The organism is Actinomycetota bacterium (assembly GCA_030774015.1).
Lineage (GTDB): Bacteria > Actinomycetota > UBA4738 > UBA4738 > JACQTL01 > JALYLZ01.
In genome coordinates, this window is the sequence record JALYLZ010000175.1 from 1 (window position 1) to 14,838 (window position 14,838).

The window sequence follows — 14,838 nt, forward strand, 5'->3', positions numbered from 1 at the left end:
GCTCAGACATCCTCGCTTCGCTTCGCTCGCTGCGGAACTCGCGATCGGCCCGGCCCGCCCCGGCTCAGGACCCCTTCAGCGTTCGGACTGCGGTTTCTCCAAGACGTACGGGCCTAGCACCAACGCGTCCATTCCTGTGTTGAGGTAGTCGTCGACGGCTTCTTGGGGGGTGTTCACGATGGGTTCGCCTCGGAGGTTGTAGGAGGTGTTGAGCACGACGGGGACGCCGGTTCGTGCGCGGAAGTGCTCGATCAGGCGGTGGAAGGCGGGGTTGGAGTCGCGCATCACGCTTTGGAGGCGGCCGGTGCCGTCGACGTGGGTGACGGCGGGGATGACGTCGCGCTTGTCGGGGCGGATGGGGAGGACCAACAGCATGAAGGGGTTGGGGTAGTAGCCCTCGAAGTAGTCGGCGCCGTGCTCGTCCAGGACGGCCGGCGCGAAGGGGCGGAAGCCCTCCCGGTGCTTGACCTCGGCGTTCACGATGTCCTTCATCTCGGCCTTGCGCGGATCGGCCAGGATGGATCGGGCACCGAGCGCTCGCGGTCCCACCTCGGCCCGGCCCTGGAACCACCCCACGATCTTCGAGTCGGCCAGCAGGCGGGCCGCCTCGGCCGCCGGGTCGGCGACCTCCCGGAACGGCAGGTCGCGGGCCGTCAGCACCTGCTTGAAGTCGGTCTCCGGCGGCTCCGGTCCCAGGAACGCATGCTCCATGCGCCACTCCCGCGGCTTCCCCACGAGCTGGTGCCAGGCCAGCAGCGCGGCGCCCAGAGCGTTCCCGGCGTCCCCGGCGGCGGGTTGGATGAAGATGTGCTCGAAGGGCGTCTCCGCGAGGAGCCGGGCGTTCATCACCGAGTTCAGCGCGACGCCCCCGGCCAGGGCCAGGTTCTTGGAGCCGGTCAGCCGGTGCAGGGCGTTCGCCAGGTGCAGCCCCGCCTCCTCGGTGATGGCCTGGACGGCGCAGGCGAGGTCCTCGTCCCGCTCGGTCATCTCCGATTCGGGCACCCGCGGCGCTCCGAAGCGCTGGGTGAAACGCCTGGACACCCACCCGCCCTCCAGGTGATAGGCGAACCAGTCAAGGTTCACCGTGAACAGGCCGTCGGGCGTTAGATGGATGAGGTCGCGGAACTCTTCCACGCGCCGGTCCCGGCCGTACGGAGCGAGGCCCATGACCTTGCCTTCGTCGGCGTTGGGATGGAAGCCCAGGAACCACGTGAGCGCGGTGTAGACCTCGCCCAGGGAGTCGGGGTTGCGGACCTCGTGGAGCGTGTCCAGCCGGGTTCCCTTCCCGTGGCCGAGCGTGGTGGACAGGAAGTCGCCGCCCCGGTCCAGCGTGAGCACGGCCGCCTCGTCGAACCCGCTGGCGTAGAAGGCGCTCGCCGCGTGGGCCTCGTGGTGGCCGACGTTCACCACGCGGCCGCGGTACCGGTACTTCCGCACGAAGTACTGCTGCTTGCGCAGGAGGATGAGGTCGAAGGCGGTCTGGACGCCGAGCCGCTTCCAGCCGCGGGGCATGCGCTTGAGGGCGTCGGCGGCCCCCCGCCGGAAGTCCAGCCCGATGCGGTGCGAGAACACCACCACGTCGACGTCCTTGATCCCGATCCCGCCCTGGCGCAGGCAGAACTCGATCGCGGCGTCGGGAAAGGCCTTCGTGTGCTTCTCGCGGTTGAACCGTTCCTCTTCCACGAAGGCGACCGGCACGCCGTCCTGGAGCAGGGCGGCGGCCGTGTCGTGCGAGAAGCAGTTGATGCCCAGGATGTTCACGCGGGCACTTTCATACCAGCTTTGCCCTGCAGACAATCGCTCCCGGTGGCTCGCTCGTAGGACTCAGCGAACCCACCGGAGGAGGATCCGACCATGCGCAGGAGTTGGAAGTGGGCCGTAGCCGTGATCGCGGTGCTCGCGATGTTCGTCGCCGGGACCACCGCGAGCCTCGCCGCCACGAAGGCCAAGAAGGTCACGGTCACCAGCGCGTTCGCGTTCAGCCCGAAGACCGTCACCATCGCCAAGAACCACCGGGTGAAGTGGGTGAATAGTTCGACCGCGCTGCATCACATCCTGTTCACGAACGGCGCGCCGTTCAACAAGGACGTTCCCATCGGCGGCTCGGTGCTCAAGGTGTTTCACCACAAGGGAACGTTCCACTACCACTGCACCATCCACACCTTCATGAAGGGCGTCGTCAAGGTCACCTGAGAAGGCCCCCTTGCGGGTATGAGCTGAACGCCAGGGGTCAATCCCCCGCTGCCGAGTACGGTCCACCAGTCATGAGCGCCGAGGTGCCGCTCGACGAGGCTGAATTCGGCCGGTGGCGGGTGAACGCGACCGCGCGCTCGCCGGGGCCAGCGCAGCACTACGGCGAGGCCGACTCCACCCAGGCTTTCCAGGACGCGGCGGCCATCCTCAGGTGGGTCGACGGCCAGTGGGAGGGCCTCCGTGGCGCGTGAGATCCTCGCCCGACGCCGTGCCGAGCGCGAAGCCCTCATCGACCTCGGTCACGAGTGCGCTCGCCGCTTGTCGGCCCGGCTGCCGGTCCGGGCCGCGTACGTAGCCGGCTCGGTCGCTCGCGGGGACTTCAACGTTCGGAACGACATCGACGTGGTGATCGTCGCCGATAACCTCCCCGAGCGCGTACCGGCTCGCATGGCCGTGTTGGTGGCCGATGCGCCGCCCCCCGTGCAGCCTGTGGGTTTCACACCAGAGGAGTTCGAACAGGCCCGGGCGAGACGAAACCCCCTGGTGATCGAAGCGCTGGAGCGCGGCGTGGTTCTCATCGAGGACGGCTCCCCGCCCCGGAGCTGACCTGATCCTCCGCCCGTGGCGCTTGCCATCTGTCGGCAGCCGGGCCTACAATCGTTAGCACTCGCAAGCCCAGAGTGCTAGCAGTCTGTGACTGGGAGAGACAGAAGGAGGACGGATGGCTGCCAAGCTCATCAGCTTTGACGAGGAGGCGCGGCGAGCCCTGGAGCGGGGGATGGACCAGTTGGCCAATGCGGTCCGCATCACCCTCGGCCCCAAGGGACGCAACGTCGTCCTCGAGAAGAAGTGGGGTGCGCCGACGATCACGAACGACGGCGTATCCATCGCCAAGGAGATCGAGCTCGAGGACCCGCTGGAGAACGTGGGCGCCGAGCTGGTCAAGGAAGTGGCCAAGAAGACGGACGACGTGGCCGGTGACGGCACCACCACCGCGACCGTGCTGGCCCACTCCATGGTCAAGGAGGGCCTGCGCAACGTGGCCGCCGGGGCCAACCCGATGTCGCTGAAGCGGGGCATCGAGCGGGCCGTCGAGCTGACCGTCGAGGCCATCAAGAACCAGGCCAAGGACATCGAGACGCCCGAGGAGATCGCCCACGTGGCCGCCATCTCCGCCGGCGACCCGGAGATCGGCCAGCAGATCGCCGAGGCCATGGACAAGGTCGGCAAGGACGGTGTCATCACCGTCGAGGAGTCGCAGACCTTCGGCATGGAGCTCGAGCTGGTCGAGGGGATGCGGTTCGACAAGGGCTACATCTCGCCGTACTTCATCACCGACGCCGAGCGGATGGAGGCCGTGGTCGAGGACCCCTACATCCTGCTGGCCAACTCCAAGATCTCGGCGGTGAAGGACCTGCTGCCGATCCTGGAGAAGGTGATGCAGTCGGGCAAGCCGCTGGTGGTCATCGCCGAGGATGTGGAGGGCGAGGCCCTGGCCACGCTGGTAGTCAACAAGATCCGCGGCACGTTCCGTTCCGTCGCCGTGAAGGCCCCCGGGTTCGGTGACCGCCGCAAGGCCATGCTCCAGGACATCGCGATCCTGGCGGGCGGCCAGGTCATCTCCGAGGAGGTCGGCCTGAAGCTCGAGAACGTGACCATGGACCTGCTGGGCCAGGCCCGCAAGGTCGTGGTGACGAAGGACGACACCACGGTCGTGGAGGGCGCCGGCAACCCCGACGACATCAAGGGCCGGGTCAACCAGATCCGCAACGAGATCGAGAAGACGGACTCCGACTACGACCGCGAGAAGCTCCAGGAGCGCCTGGCGAAGCTCGCGGGCGGCGTCGCCGTCATCAAGGTCGGCGCGGCCACCGAGGTCGAGCTGAAGGAGAAGAAGCACCGCATCGAGGACGCAGTACAGACCACCAAGGCCGCCGTGGAGGAGGGCATCGTCCCCGGAGGCGGGGTGGCCCTGCTGACGGCCCAGAATGCCCTGGACAAGGTGGACCTGGAGGGCGACGAGCTGACCGGCGCGGGCATCGTGCGCCGGGCGTTGGAGGACCCCCTCAAGCAGATCGCCACGAACGCCGGCCTGGAGGGCGGCGTGGTGGTGGAGAAGGTCCGCTCCCTGGACGCCGGCTGGGGCCTGAACGCCGCCGACGGCGAGTACGTCGACATGTTCAAGACCGGCATCGTCGACGCCGCCAAGGTCACCCGTTCGGCGCTTCAGAACGCCGCCTCCATCGCGGCGCTGTTCCTCACCACGGAGGCCGTGGTGGCGGACAAGCCGGAGAAGGCCGCACCCGCCATGCCCGGCGGCATGGGCGGCGGCGGGATGGACGACTTCTAGGGTCGAGCGCACCTGCACGACAGAAGGGCCTCGGGGAAACCCGGGGCCCTTCTTGCTACGAAGCTCTGTCTAGGACTGCTGCCGGCCCGCGCGGGGCTCGGCGCCGACGGCCAGCGCGACCCGGGTGAGGTCGGATCGAACCTCCCGAATCTCCGCCCTCAGCTCGGCAACATCCCCCCTGAGGGCGACCCGGGTGAGGTCGGATCGAACCTCCCGAATCTCCGCCCTCGGCTCGGCAATCTCGCCCCTGAGCTCGGTCCGAAGATCGCCAAGGCGACTTTCGACCCCCTCGACCTGGCCCTTCACCTCCAGGCGCAGGTTGTGGGTCATCCTGGCCAGGATCAGGCCGACGACGCCCACGACGAGCGCGTTGATCAGCGTCTGGATCGCTCCCACCCCTCCTCCTTCTCGGTATGAGGGAGAGGTGGTGCCACAGTAGCAGGCAGGGGTGTCAGGGCCAGTTCGGGGCGCCCGTCGAGGACCTGAGTTAGCCAGAGTGTCCCCGATGGGTTCGGGTTGTGTGCCATACCATTGATGCTCACCACCTTGGGGGGGACTGGATGACGCACTTCACGAAGCCGGCGCGGCCGCCTGAGACGGACGGGCCGCGGCCGAAGGGGTCCGCGCCGCCGCCGCCGCCGGCCTGGCGGAGCTGGCTGATCTACCTCGGGTTGCTGGTCACCGCCGTGCTGCTGCTCCGGCCCCTGATGAGCGGCGGCGGCCCGGTGACCCTCACGTACACGCAGTTCGTGCGCGACGTCTCCGCCGACAACGTGAAGACGGCGACCGTCGACCCCGACGGCGCAGTCACCGGCACGCTCTCCGACGGTACCCAGTACGAGACGCAGATCCCCGTGGCGCTCACGGACAACAGCCTGGCGGGGCTCCTCAGCCAGCACAACGTGAAGGTCACCGGCGTGGGGCCGTCCACCGGCGGCATCCTGGGGGCCATCCTGAGCTTCCTCCCCCTGCTGCTGTTCCTCGGGCTGTTCCTGTTCCTGGGCCGGCGAACCGGGCGGCAGATGGCGGCCGGGCTCGGGTCGATCACTGGCTCCCGGGCCAAGGTGTACGACGCGGAGAAGCCGGGTGTGACCTTCGCCGACGTGGCCGGGTACGAGGGCGCCAAGCGGGAGGTCGCCGAAGTGGTCGACTTCCTGAAGAACCCCGGCCGGTACTCGAAGATCGGCGCGGTGGGGCCCAAGGGCGTGCTGATGATCGGCCCGCCCGGGACCGGGAAGACGCTCATGGCCCGGGCCGTGGCGGGGGAGGCCGGCGTGCCGTTCTTCTCGGTCACCGGGTCGAGCTTCGTGGAGATCTTCGTGGGCGTGGGCGCCTCGCGGGTCCGCGACCTCTTCACCGAGGCCCGGAAGCGCGCTCCCGCGATCGTGTTCATCGACGAGATCGACGCCATCGGCCAGCGCCGCGGTGGTGCCATCGTGTCGAACGACGAGCGGGAGCAGACCCTCAACCAGCTCCTGGCCGAGATGGATGGGTTCGATCCCTCGTCCGGTGTCGTGGTGATCGCCGCCACGAACCGTCCCGAGACGCTGGACCCGGCGTTGCTCCGGCCGGGGCGGTTCGACCGCCAGGTGGAGATCCCGCTGCCGAACCTGAAGGAGCGGGCTGCCATCCTGGCCGTGCACGCGAAGGGGAAGCGGCTCGGACCGGACGTCGACCTGAACGTCGTGGCCCGCGGGACCCCCGGCTTCTCCGGGGCCGACCTGGCGAACCTGGTCAACGAGGCGGCCATCGTGGCGGTCCGGGACGGGCGGGACCAGATCACCGCGGACGACTTCTCCGAGGCCCGCGACCGCATCCTGCTGGGGCGGCGGGAGGCCTCGAACGCCCTGCTGCCCGACGAGAAGCGGGCGGTGGCCATCCACGAGGCTGGCCACGCCCTGGTTGCCGCGCTGTCCGAGCACGCGGACCCCGTTGAGAAGGTGAGCATCCTGCCGGCCGGGCAGGCGCTGGGAGTGACCCAGCAGCTCCCGGTGGACGAACGGCACCTGTACTCGGAGAGCTACCTGCGGGACTCTCTGGCCATCCGGATGGGCGGGCGCGCCGCCGAGCAGCTCGTGCTGGGAGAGGCCTCCACGGGGGCGTCGAACGACCTGGCCGGGGCCACCCAGCTGGCCACCCGGATGGTCCGTGAGTTCGGGATGAGCGAGAAGCTCGGCCCGGTCGGGTTCGCGTCCAGCTCACCGATGTACCTGGGCGACCAGCCGGTGCGGAACCGCGACTACGCCGAGGCGACGCAGCGTGTGATCGACCAGGAGGTCGAGCGCTTCCTGAAGGAGGCGAACGACCGGGCCACCGAGTTGCTCACCGCCAACCGGCCCGCCCTCGACCGCATCGTCGATCTGCTCCTGGAGAAGGAGACCATCGACGGCGACGAGGTTCGGGCCGCGCTGGCGGAGCCCGTCCCGAGACCGGTCTGACGCGGCAGCCGATCAGGCAGCCTGGGCCTAGGCGTCCACCCCGTCCAGGAAGCCCCACCAGGCATCGAGGGCCGCTTCCGCCGCTTCCATGACCTCTGGCTCGCTGCCCGTGCCGAGGTCGGCGACGATGCGGCGCTCGGTGTCGGCGTGCTCGATGTCGAGCGTCCCGTGCTCCTCGAAGAAGCCGAGGGTCCTGGCGTCGCTCACGGCGTACCAGCGTCGGAGCCCCCCGATCTTGGCCTGCGCCACCGCCGGGACCTGGCGCTCGTACGCGTACAGGGCGGCCACGCCCGCGGCGACGGGTCCCTCGGTGGCGCTCCGCCAGTACGTGTCCACCAGGCCCTGCGTCCCCGCGTTTCGTCCGGCGGAGCGGACGTCCTCCCGCCCCACGCCGATACCTTCGGCGAACCTGAGCCACAGCTCCTGGTGGTTGGCCTCGCCGTGCTCCTCGTCCCACAGGTTGTCCAGGAGGGCGGCCCTGACGTCGGGCCGGTCGCACCGGGAGTGCAGCGCGGACAGGAACCGCGGGAACGCCGACTCGAAGGCGTGGTACTGCCTCGCGTACTCCTGGAGCGCCGTGCGCGGCAGCTCTCCGGCCACCCACTTCGTGTAGAACGGGTGCCGGAGCAGCGACCGTAGTTCGATCGCGTCGTCGAGCTGCTGGATCAGGTCCATGTGCTGTCTCCCCTCGACTGGATGCGGGCAGCTTTCACTGAATCGAGCTCCGCGGCAACTCGGCATGCGTGGCGGTGTCCTCGCCGTTCGAGGATTCGGGCATGATCGGCGGGTGATCCGGGTCCGCCGCCGGGAAGCCGAGCCGCGCACCGCCGGGCCGGGGGCTGACCGGCTCCGCCGCTGGGGCTTCGCCATCGGCGGCCCGGTGCTGATCGTGGCGGCCGTGCTGGTCGTACTGCACTCGTTCGCGTTCGGCGGCCGGCTCACGCTCCAGCACGTCGACGTCCTGTCGCAGTGGCTGCCGACGTACTGCTTCCTCGGGAAGAGCCTGGCGGCGGGCCACATCCCCGCCTGGAACCCGTTCGTGATGGGCGGCGTGCCCTTCGCCGCCGACCCGCAATCCGGCTGGACCTACCTCCCGGCCATGGCGCTGTTCTCGGCCATGCCCTGCGACGTGGCCATGCGGTGGTTCATCGTGCTCCAGCCGGTGCTGGCCGGGCTCGGCCTGTTCTGGTTCCTGCGAAGCGAGGGGCTCGGCCGCGCCGCCTCGACCACGGGCGGGCTGGTGTTGGCGCTGGTGGTGGCGGAGTCCTACATCGGCATCTCGATCCCGTTCTCGGGCACGCTGGCCTGGACGGCGTTGATGCTGGCGGCCGCTTCGCGGCTGCTTCGGGCCGGCGCGTGGCCGGCGAGGCTGACCTGGACCGCCGGTACCGCCGTGGCCTGGGGGCAGGTTGCGGCGGCCCACCTCTCCGACGGCTTGGTGATCGCGTCGCTGGCCCTGGTGGTCTTCGTGGTCGTGCGGGTGGGGGCCGACCTGCGGGCCCGCCGCCGCACGGGGCGGGCCTCGGCGGCGCTGGCGGGACTGCTGGTGGCCGCCCTGCCGCTGGTGAACCTGGCCGGGCTCGTCCCCCGGCTGGCGTACCTGTCCAGGACCAGCCTGTCCCTCGGCTACCGGGGGATCCAGGTCCGCGCCGCCGAGCTGGCCGGACGGCACCCGTTCCCGTTCAAGGTCGGCCCGTCGAGCCACACGGACTGGCCGCTCGGGCTGACCACCGCGCCGGGCTCATACGTCGGCGCGGCCGCGCTGGTCCTGGCCCTGGCCGCGTGGGGGAGCCGGCGCCACCGGTCGCTGGCCCTGGCCTTCGGCCTGATCGGCGCCATCAGCTACGCACTGTCGATCCGGGTGGTCGCCGCGTGGCTGGCGCCGCACCTGGAGGGATCGACATTCGGCCAGTTCTACCTGCACGAGCCGGAGCGGTTTCGGTTCGGCACCATCCTGGCGGTGCCGGTGCTCGCCGCCATCGGGCTGGAGGCCTGGCGGGAGGCGGCAACGCTGCGCCGTCGACTGCTGCTGCTGGCTCCGGGCCTGCTGGTGTGGGGGGTGCTGCCGCCGCTGTACGGGGTGGAGCACCCCTCGGTGTGGGTGCCCGTGGCCGGGGCGGTGGCGGGAGCGATCGCCCTGGCAGCCGGTTCCATCCGGCCGGCCCTGGCCGCCCTGGTCCCGGTCGCGCTGGCCGGGGAGCTGGTGGCCGGTGGGCTCCTGGGCCAGACCGCCGGGTACCGGCTCCCGTACCCGGGCATCGAGCGTCCCACGGACACGCTGGCGTTCCCGCCACTTCGCGCACCCACCGTCCCGGCCGGCGCGTACGTCCGGGCGGGACCCATCGCCGCCACGTTGCAGCGCCGAGATACGGGCCGGTACCTCTCGCTGGTGCCCGGCGTTCGGAGCCGCAAGCGAGGAGCCCTCCAGCTGCAGCACACCGGCGACTGGCCGCTGCTGGGGAACCAGCGGTCCACGCTGTTCCACCTGGAGGACGGCGATGGCTACAACCCCGCCCAACTGCTGCGGTACTGGTCGTTCGTGCGCGCGGTCGAGCCCAAGCACCTCAACTACAACGCGGCGTTCTTCATCCGGCCCCCCAGCGTGGCCCGGAACCTGCTCCAAGTGGCGTGGGTGATCGCCGGGACCACGCAGGGCGCTTCGGTCCGTCTGCGCGGGTTCGCGGTGCAGCGGGCGGTGGGTGAGGGCCGGTACCAGCTGTACCGAGTCCCCGGTTCGCCTCCACGAGCGTCGGCCTTCACGTCCTGGACCGCCGCCGGTACGCCGGATGGGGCGCTCAGGGACGTCCTGGTCCCCAGGTTCCCCGTGAACGGAACGGTGGTCCTGGAGGCCGACCCCGGCTTCCGGTCCGGCCCCCCGCAAGAGGCCGCTGCTGCCGACTACGCCTGGATCGGGACCCAGTCGGCGCGGGTCGAGGCCAGCACGGGATCCCCCGCCGTGGTGTTGGTTCGGAACGCCTACGACCCGAACTGGCATGCCACGGTGGACGGCCGCCCGGCCCCCGTCCTGGCCGCTGATTACGTGGACCAGGGAGTGCCGGTCCCGGCCGGGAGACACACCGTCGTCCTCTCCTACGACGACCCGGCGGTCGGATATGGCCTGCTGGGGACCGCTCTCAGCCTGGCCGCCCTGCTCGGACCGGCCACGTTCCTCCGGGCCCGAAGAAAATCCAAAACCGAGCAGAACCATCCTCCCGAGGTTGGCGAAGAACAGGTGTAACCCCCTCCCTGGAGGTACACGGACCCCGGCTCCCCCGCCGGGGTCCAGCTTTTCCGGGGCTTCCAGAAGCGTCGCCCCACCTCGGGACCGGAGTCCGCCGGGCCCGCTCTACACTGGAAACCGTGACTCCTCGCACCCTCGTCACTCCTCCTCGCGTCCTGGCCGCGATGCTCGCCCTGGCAGTCGTGGTGTTCGGGCTGACCGGGGACTCGCCGCGGTCGCAGGCCCAGCCCGTCGACGCGTCGCGCTACCGGACCCGCTGGCCGATCAAGCACGTGATCTTCATCGTCAAGGAGAACCGGAGCTTCGATCAGTACTTCGGGCTGTTCCCGGGGGCGAACGGCACGACCGTGGGGCTGACCGGGGACGGCCAGCGTCCGCTGATCCAGGGGATCCCGGAACGGCTCCAGCACGACCTCCTCCACAACTACGAGACCGCGCTGCGTTCCTGGGACCACGGGAAGATGGACGGGTTCGCCTGGGACCGTTGGTCCCGGAAGTACGCGTACTCGGAGGCCCTGCCGCAGGACATCCCCAACTACTGGCACTGGGCGAAGCAGTTCGTGCTGGCCGACAGCTTCTTCTCGTCGGCGCAGGGGCCGTCCTTCCCGAACCACATGTTCACCATCGCCGCGTCGTCGGCAGGGACGCACAACAATCCCAAGCGCACCGAGGGCGGCGGGTCGTGGACATGGGGGTGCGACGCGCCCTCGAACGTCAAGGTGAAGGTCAAGACCGAGGTGGACGAGGTCTCGTGGGTCCCGCCGTGCTTCGACATCCCCACCGAGGGCGACCTGCTCAGCGCGGCCGGGGTCCCGTGGACGTACTACTCCGCCGCGCCCGGGGAGAAGGGCTACATCTGGTCCACGTACGAGGCCATCCGGCACATCCGCGAGACCCACCAGTGGCAGGAGCACGTCCAGCCGGCGGACTCGCTGATCAGCGACATCGGGCGCGGCGCGCTGCCGCCGGTCACGTGGGTCACCCCGCGCTTCGAGTACTCCGACCACCCGGAGTACAGCGTGTGCTACGGGGAAAACTGGACCACCCAGGTCGTGGACGCGGTGATGCGCAGCTCCATGTGGAAGGACACCGCCATCTTCATCACCTGGGACGACTGGGGCGGCTTCTACGACCACGTGGCGCCGCCGCAGGTGGACGACTTCGGGTTCGGGATCCGGGTCCCTCTGCTGGTGATCTCGCCGTACGCGCTCCAGGGCGTGGTGGACCACCGGCTGGGCGAGTTCTCCTCGGTGCTCCGGTTCATCGAGGACAACTGGGGGCTGACGCAGCTGACCCAGCGGGACCGGGCCGCCGGCGACCTGTCGTACGACTTCGACTTCTCGAAGCCGCCCCGCCCTCCGGACCCGCTGCCGCTTCGCACGGACTGCACGGGGAAGCCGACAGACCATGCCCCGCAGTGAGCGGAGGCGGCCCCGGCGGGTGCGGTACCGTCGGCGCGACCCCGCGTGGCAGAATCGGACGACATGGCCTCCACGACGATGATCTCGGCGAAGCTGGAAGAGCTCCGCGGTGTGCTGTCCCCGTTGGGCGGGGCCGTGGTGGCGTTCTCCGGCGGAACGGACTCGGCCCTGGTCGCCGCCGTGGCTTCCAGCACGCTGGGCCCTCGGGCCCTCGCCGTCACCGCGGTCTCGCCGTCCCTGCCGCCGGGCGAGCTGGGCGAGGCGCGGCGTGTGGCCCGCCACGTGGGTATCCGGCACCTGGCGGTGCGGACCCACGAGACCGAGCAGGACGCGTACCTCGCCAACGGGGTCGACCGCTGCTACCACTGCAAGACCGAGCTGTACGACGTCCTTTGGCAGGTGGCGGCCAGGGAGGGCCTGCCCCACGTCCTGTCGGGCGCGAACCTGGACGATCTCGGCGACTACCGGCCCGGCCTGCGCGCCGCTGCGGAGCGCTCGGTTCGGCATCCGCTGGTGGAGGCGGGATTCGGCAAGTCGGAGGTCCGGGAGGCGGCGCGGGCGATGGGGCTGCCCACCTGGGACAAGCCCGCGTCGGCGTGCCTGTCGTCGCGGATCGCGTTCGGAGTGAGGATCAGCGTGGACGAGCTGCGGAAGGTCGGAAGGGCGGAGCGCCTGCTGAAGGACCTCGGGTTCCGGCAGGTCAGGGTGCGGGTGCACGGGGACCTGGCGCGGGTGGAGGTGGAAGCGGGCGAGGTGCACCGGCTGGTCGACCCCGACGTCCGGGACCGGCTCGTCGCGGCCCTGAAGGAGCTCGGGTACCGCTACGTGACGGTGGACCTGGAGGGATTCCGCTCGGGCAGCATGAACCCCCTGGAGGAGGCCGGCCCGGCGTGAGCCGGATTCGGCTTCATCTGACCTTCCCCGAGCACCTGGTCCAGGAGCCCGTGATCTACCGGCTGGGCCACGAGTTCGGCGTCGTGACCAACATCCGCCGGGCCAGCATCGAGGAACGTTTCGGCTGGGTGATCCTGGAGTTGGATGGAACGGAAGACGACATCGCCCGCGCCGTGGCCTGGCTGGCCGACCAGGGCATCCAGGTGGACCGCATCGACGAGGACCGCGAGACGACGTGAGGGCGGCATGAGGTCGGCATGAGGGCGGCGTGAGGTCGGGGAGGGGGGCGTGACGGCGGCGAAGCGGCACATCCTGTTCGTGGACAACCGCCCGGAGTTCATGCATCAGCCGGTGTTGCGGCTGCGCCTGGAGGGCTACGAGGTCGACGAGGCCGAGTCGGGAGACGAGGCCCTGGCCAAGCTCCACGAGAACGACTACGACCTGCTGATCCTGGACGCGGAGCTTCCCGACAGCGACGGCTGGGAGGTCCTGAAGGAGGTGCGGAAGGACCCCCAGCTCGAGGACCAGAAGATCATCGTGCTGATGGCGGGCCAGGGAGAGACCGGCAAGCTGGTGCTGGTGCCGGTGGACGCCGAGCTCCGCCGCCCGTTCAGCATGGCCCAGCTCCTCGACGCCGTCCGGCGCGTCCTCGGCGAGGCGTGAGCGAGCGCTAGGGTGCCGTCGCCTCGGTGACGATGCGGCGGCCCCACATGAAGTGGTCGTGGTACCAGCCGGCGGCCACGTTCATGATCTGGACGCCGGCGTAGCCGTTCGAGGAATCGAACGACCAGCCCCCTCCCAGGTACGTGTCCACGTGGTCGACGGAGCTTCCACCGCTCGAATAGAACATGAGGTCGCCCGGCTGGAGGTCGTCGTAGGCGATGCGCTCGGTGGGCGCGACGGCCTTGGACATGTCGCTCGAGGACCGCTCCGGGAGCGGCCAGCCCGTGTACCCGCGGACCTCGGTGTTGTCCCATCCGCCGTCCGGCGCCTTCATCAGCCACCAGGTGAACCCGGAGCAGTCGAAACCGCCGACGGGTTGCGAGCCGCAGCAGTAGCCCACCGGCGACTGCCGGTACCACTCGCCGGCGTACACGTACGGGAAGCCGACGTACTTCAGGCCGAACTCGACGACCTGCCTCATCTCGTCCGACAGCGGCGGCAGCGTGATGGTGCCGTAGCCCGCGTAGTAGTCGTGCAGCCAGGACTCCGATGTATCGATGGTCCAGGCCCGGTACAGGGACCAGGCCACCTCCGACCGGGGCAGTGGGGTCTTCGGCCCCACGTCCAACGAGGGGTCGGAATGGTTGTAGCGCAACGCCAGCAGCATCCCCATCATCAGCACGCCGACCCCGGGTTTGTGCTGGAACACGTAGCCGTCGGAGGTGTGGATGGCCTCGATGCCCGCGGCGAGATCGCCGAAGCCGATCGCCTTCACCAGGGCGCGATGCAGGGACTGGGTGGTGACCGGGGCGTCCGGCCGGAAGCTGTCCCCCGTCCTCAGCATCCAGTGCTTCTTCACGGCCACGTTCGCGTACGGGAAGAAGGGGTCGTCGGGGGGGAGGTCGGCGAAGGTCAGCGAAGCCTTCGGCGTCGCCGTCGGGGCGAACGCCTCGACCAGCGCGCGAGCCAGAAACCTGCGGGTCTCGACGCCGTCCGGCTGGAAGGTCGTGGGCCCGTAGTCCTGCATCCACGTGTTCGTGGACGCGACCAGGTCGATGGCGCCCTTGGCCCAGTAGCCGTCCGGCACGTCGGTCCAGACGTTGTCGGCGGCACTGGAGCTGCTCGCGGGGACGGCCGCGGCGGAGGCGATGGGGAACCCCGTCGCCAGGGTGAGGAGCGCAACCAACGCAAGGGAGCGCCGCCTTTGGGGAAGCGGTCTCATATGACCTGCCTCGGCCCTACGCAGAAATCTCTTGACGCGTTCCTTGGTCCTAACCGGGGCGAGCCGGAAAGGGTCAGCTCGGCTTCCCCCGACTGCCGTTTCAATCCCCCGGATGGCTTCCTCCGAGCCTCTGCCGGGACGGCCGAATGGCCTAGCCCCAGGCCCGCCCGGGCCAGGCCGGGGCCGGCGCTAGGCTTGGCGGAGATGATCTTTCGGTGGGAGTACCTCGACGCCGATGGGCGGACGGTGGGCCGCTCGGAGCCGTTCGGCGAGCGCGTTGCCGCCGAGGACTGGATGGGTCAGGCCTGGGAGGACCTCGTCGCGAGGGGCATCGAGGAGGTTGCGCTGCGCGACGAGGTCGCCGACCGCACGATCTACCGAATGGGCCTCGGCTCCCAGTAGGCGGGCCCGCGGCC

The 14,838-nt window shown here is 70.0% G+C and carries 15 protein-coding genes; 11 read left to right on the forward strand and 4 right to left on the reverse strand.

Annotated elements, in window-relative coordinates; genetic code table 11:
* Window positions 1-75: 75 nt before the first annotated feature.
* Window positions 76-1,761 (reverse strand): carbamoyltransferase, encoded by a 1,686-nt coding sequence (locus M3Q23_17190; GenBank protein MDP9343787.1) that lies wholly within the window; start codon window positions 1,759-1,761, stop codon window positions 76-78.
* A gap of 93 nt (window positions 1,762-1,854) precedes the next feature.
* On the opposite strand from M3Q23_17190, the gene M3Q23_17195 reads away from it, so the two are divergent.
* From M3Q23_17195 to groL, 4 genes are all read left to right on the forward strand, one after another.
* Window positions 1,855-2,193 (forward strand): cupredoxin domain-containing protein, encoded by a 339-nt coding sequence (locus M3Q23_17195; protein MDP9343788.1) that lies wholly within the window; start codon window positions 1,855-1,857, stop codon window positions 2,191-2,193.
* 71 nt (window positions 2,194-2,264) lie between these two features.
* On the forward strand, window positions 2,265-2,444 hold the full coding sequence (locus M3Q23_17200; GenBank protein ID MDP9343789.1) for a hypothetical protein: 180 nt from the start codon (window positions 2,265-2,267) through the stop codon (window positions 2,442-2,444).
* A complete protein-coding gene (locus M3Q23_17205) occupies window positions 2,434-2,799 on the forward strand; it encodes a nucleotidyltransferase domain-containing protein (protein MDP9343790.1) in 366 nt (121 codons plus the stop codon). The genes M3Q23_17200 and M3Q23_17205 overlap by 11 nt, the downstream gene beginning before the upstream one ends.
* 115 nt (window positions 2,800-2,914) lie before the next feature.
* Window positions 2,915-4,543 carry a chaperonin GroEL gene (gene groL, locus M3Q23_17210; protein ID MDP9343791.1) on the forward strand — a complete coding sequence of 543 codons (1,629 nt, stop codon included), beginning with the start codon at window positions 2,915-2,917 and terminating at the stop codon, window positions 4,541-4,543.
* Window positions 4,544-4,612: 69 nt separating this feature from the next.
* Here the strand turns inward: groL and M3Q23_17215 are convergent, their stop codons facing one another.
* Window positions 4,613-4,939 carry an Atg14 domain-containing protein gene (locus M3Q23_17215; GenBank protein ID MDP9343792.1) on the reverse strand — a complete coding sequence of 109 codons (327 nt, stop codon included), beginning with the start codon at window positions 4,937-4,939 and terminating at the stop codon, window positions 4,613-4,615.
* Between the two features lie 164 nt (window positions 4,940-5,103).
* On the opposite strand from M3Q23_17215, the gene ftsH reads away from it, so the two are divergent.
* Window positions 5,104-6,981, forward strand: coding sequence for an ATP-dependent zinc metalloprotease FtsH (gene ftsH / locus M3Q23_17220; protein ID MDP9343793.1), 1,878 nt, complete (start codon window positions 5,104-5,106; stop codon window positions 6,979-6,981).
* 27 nt (window positions 6,982-7,008) lie between these two features.
* Here the strand turns inward: ftsH and M3Q23_17225 are convergent, their stop codons facing one another.
* Window positions 7,009-7,656 (reverse strand): CADD family putative folate metabolism protein, encoded by a 648-nt coding sequence (locus M3Q23_17225; protein MDP9343794.1) that lies wholly within the window; start codon window positions 7,654-7,656, stop codon window positions 7,009-7,011.
* 112 nt (window positions 7,657-7,768) lie between these two features.
* On the opposite strand from M3Q23_17225, the gene M3Q23_17230 reads away from it, so the two are divergent.
* The 5 genes from M3Q23_17230 to M3Q23_17250 all read left to right on the forward strand — a co-directional run bounded on the left by M3Q23_17230 (window position 7,769) and on the right by M3Q23_17250 (window position 13,200).
* On the forward strand, window positions 7,769-10,219 hold the full coding sequence (locus M3Q23_17230) for a YfhO family protein (protein MDP9343795.1): 2,451 nt from the start codon (window positions 7,769-7,771) through the stop codon (window positions 10,217-10,219).
* Window positions 10,220-10,341: 122 nt separating this feature from the next.
* Complete coding sequence (locus M3Q23_17235) at window positions 10,342-11,643, forward strand: alkaline phosphatase family protein (protein ID MDP9343796.1); 1,302 nt, start codon at window positions 10,342-10,344, stop codon at window positions 11,641-11,643.
* 63 nt (window positions 11,644-11,706) lie between these two features.
* Window positions 11,707-12,537, forward strand: a complete 831-nt coding sequence (gene larE / locus M3Q23_17240) for an ATP-dependent sacrificial sulfur transferase LarE (GenBank protein ID MDP9343797.1) — start codon at window positions 11,707-11,709, stop codon at window positions 12,535-12,537.
* Window positions 12,534-12,776: an NIL domain-containing protein gene (locus M3Q23_17245; GenBank protein ID MDP9343798.1), complete on the forward strand. Its 243-nt coding sequence runs from the start codon at window positions 12,534-12,536 to the stop codon at window positions 12,774-12,776. Before larE ends, M3Q23_17245 begins: the two co-directional genes overlap by 4 nt.
* Window positions 12,777-12,825: 49 nt before the next feature.
* Window positions 12,826-13,200, forward strand: coding sequence for a response regulator (locus M3Q23_17250; GenBank protein MDP9343799.1), 375 nt, complete (start codon window positions 12,826-12,828; stop codon window positions 13,198-13,200).
* Between the two features lie 7 nt (window positions 13,201-13,207).
* On the opposite strand, the gene M3Q23_17255 is transcribed toward M3Q23_17250, so the two are convergent.
* Window positions 13,208-14,386 (reverse strand): NlpC/P60 family protein, encoded by a 1,179-nt coding sequence (locus M3Q23_17255; GenBank protein MDP9343800.1) that lies wholly within the window; start codon window positions 14,384-14,386, stop codon window positions 13,208-13,210.
* Window positions 14,387-14,626: 240 nt separating this feature from the next.
* Between M3Q23_17255 and M3Q23_17260 the strand changes: the two genes are divergently transcribed.
* Window positions 14,627-14,824 carry a hypothetical protein gene (locus M3Q23_17260; GenBank protein MDP9343801.1) on the forward strand — a complete coding sequence of 66 codons (198 nt, stop codon included), beginning with the start codon at window positions 14,627-14,629 and terminating at the stop codon, window positions 14,822-14,824.
* Window positions 14,825-14,838: the final 14 nt, after the last annotated feature.

Excerpts from the sequence above, each read along its gene's own strand:
- larE (MDP9343797.1), top strand. The coding sequence starts at position 11,707 with ATGGCCTCCACGACGATGATCTCGGCGAAGCTGGAAGAGCTCCGCGGT.
- M3Q23_17195 (MDP9343788.1), top strand. The coding sequence starts at position 1,855 with ATGCGCAGGAGTTGGAAGTGGGCCGTAGCCGTGATCGCGGTGCTCGCG.
- groL (MDP9343791.1), top strand. The coding sequence starts at position 2,915 with ATGGCTGCCAAGCTCATCAGCTTTGACGAGGAGGCGCGGCGAGCCCTG.
- M3Q23_17260 (MDP9343801.1), top strand. The coding sequence starts at position 14,627 with ATGATCTTTCGGTGGGAGTACCTCGACGCCGATGGGCGGACGGTGGGC.
- M3Q23_17200 (MDP9343789.1), top strand. The coding sequence starts at position 2,265 with ATGAGCGCCGAGGTGCCGCTCGACGAGGCTGAATTCGGCCGGTGGCGG.
- M3Q23_17225 (MDP9343794.1), bottom strand. The coding sequence starts at position 7,656 with ATGGACCTGATCCAGCAGCTCGACGACGCGATCGAACTACGGTCGCTG.
- ftsH (MDP9343793.1), top strand. The coding sequence starts at position 5,104 with ATGACGCACTTCACGAAGCCGGCGCGGCCGCCTGAGACGGACGGGCCG.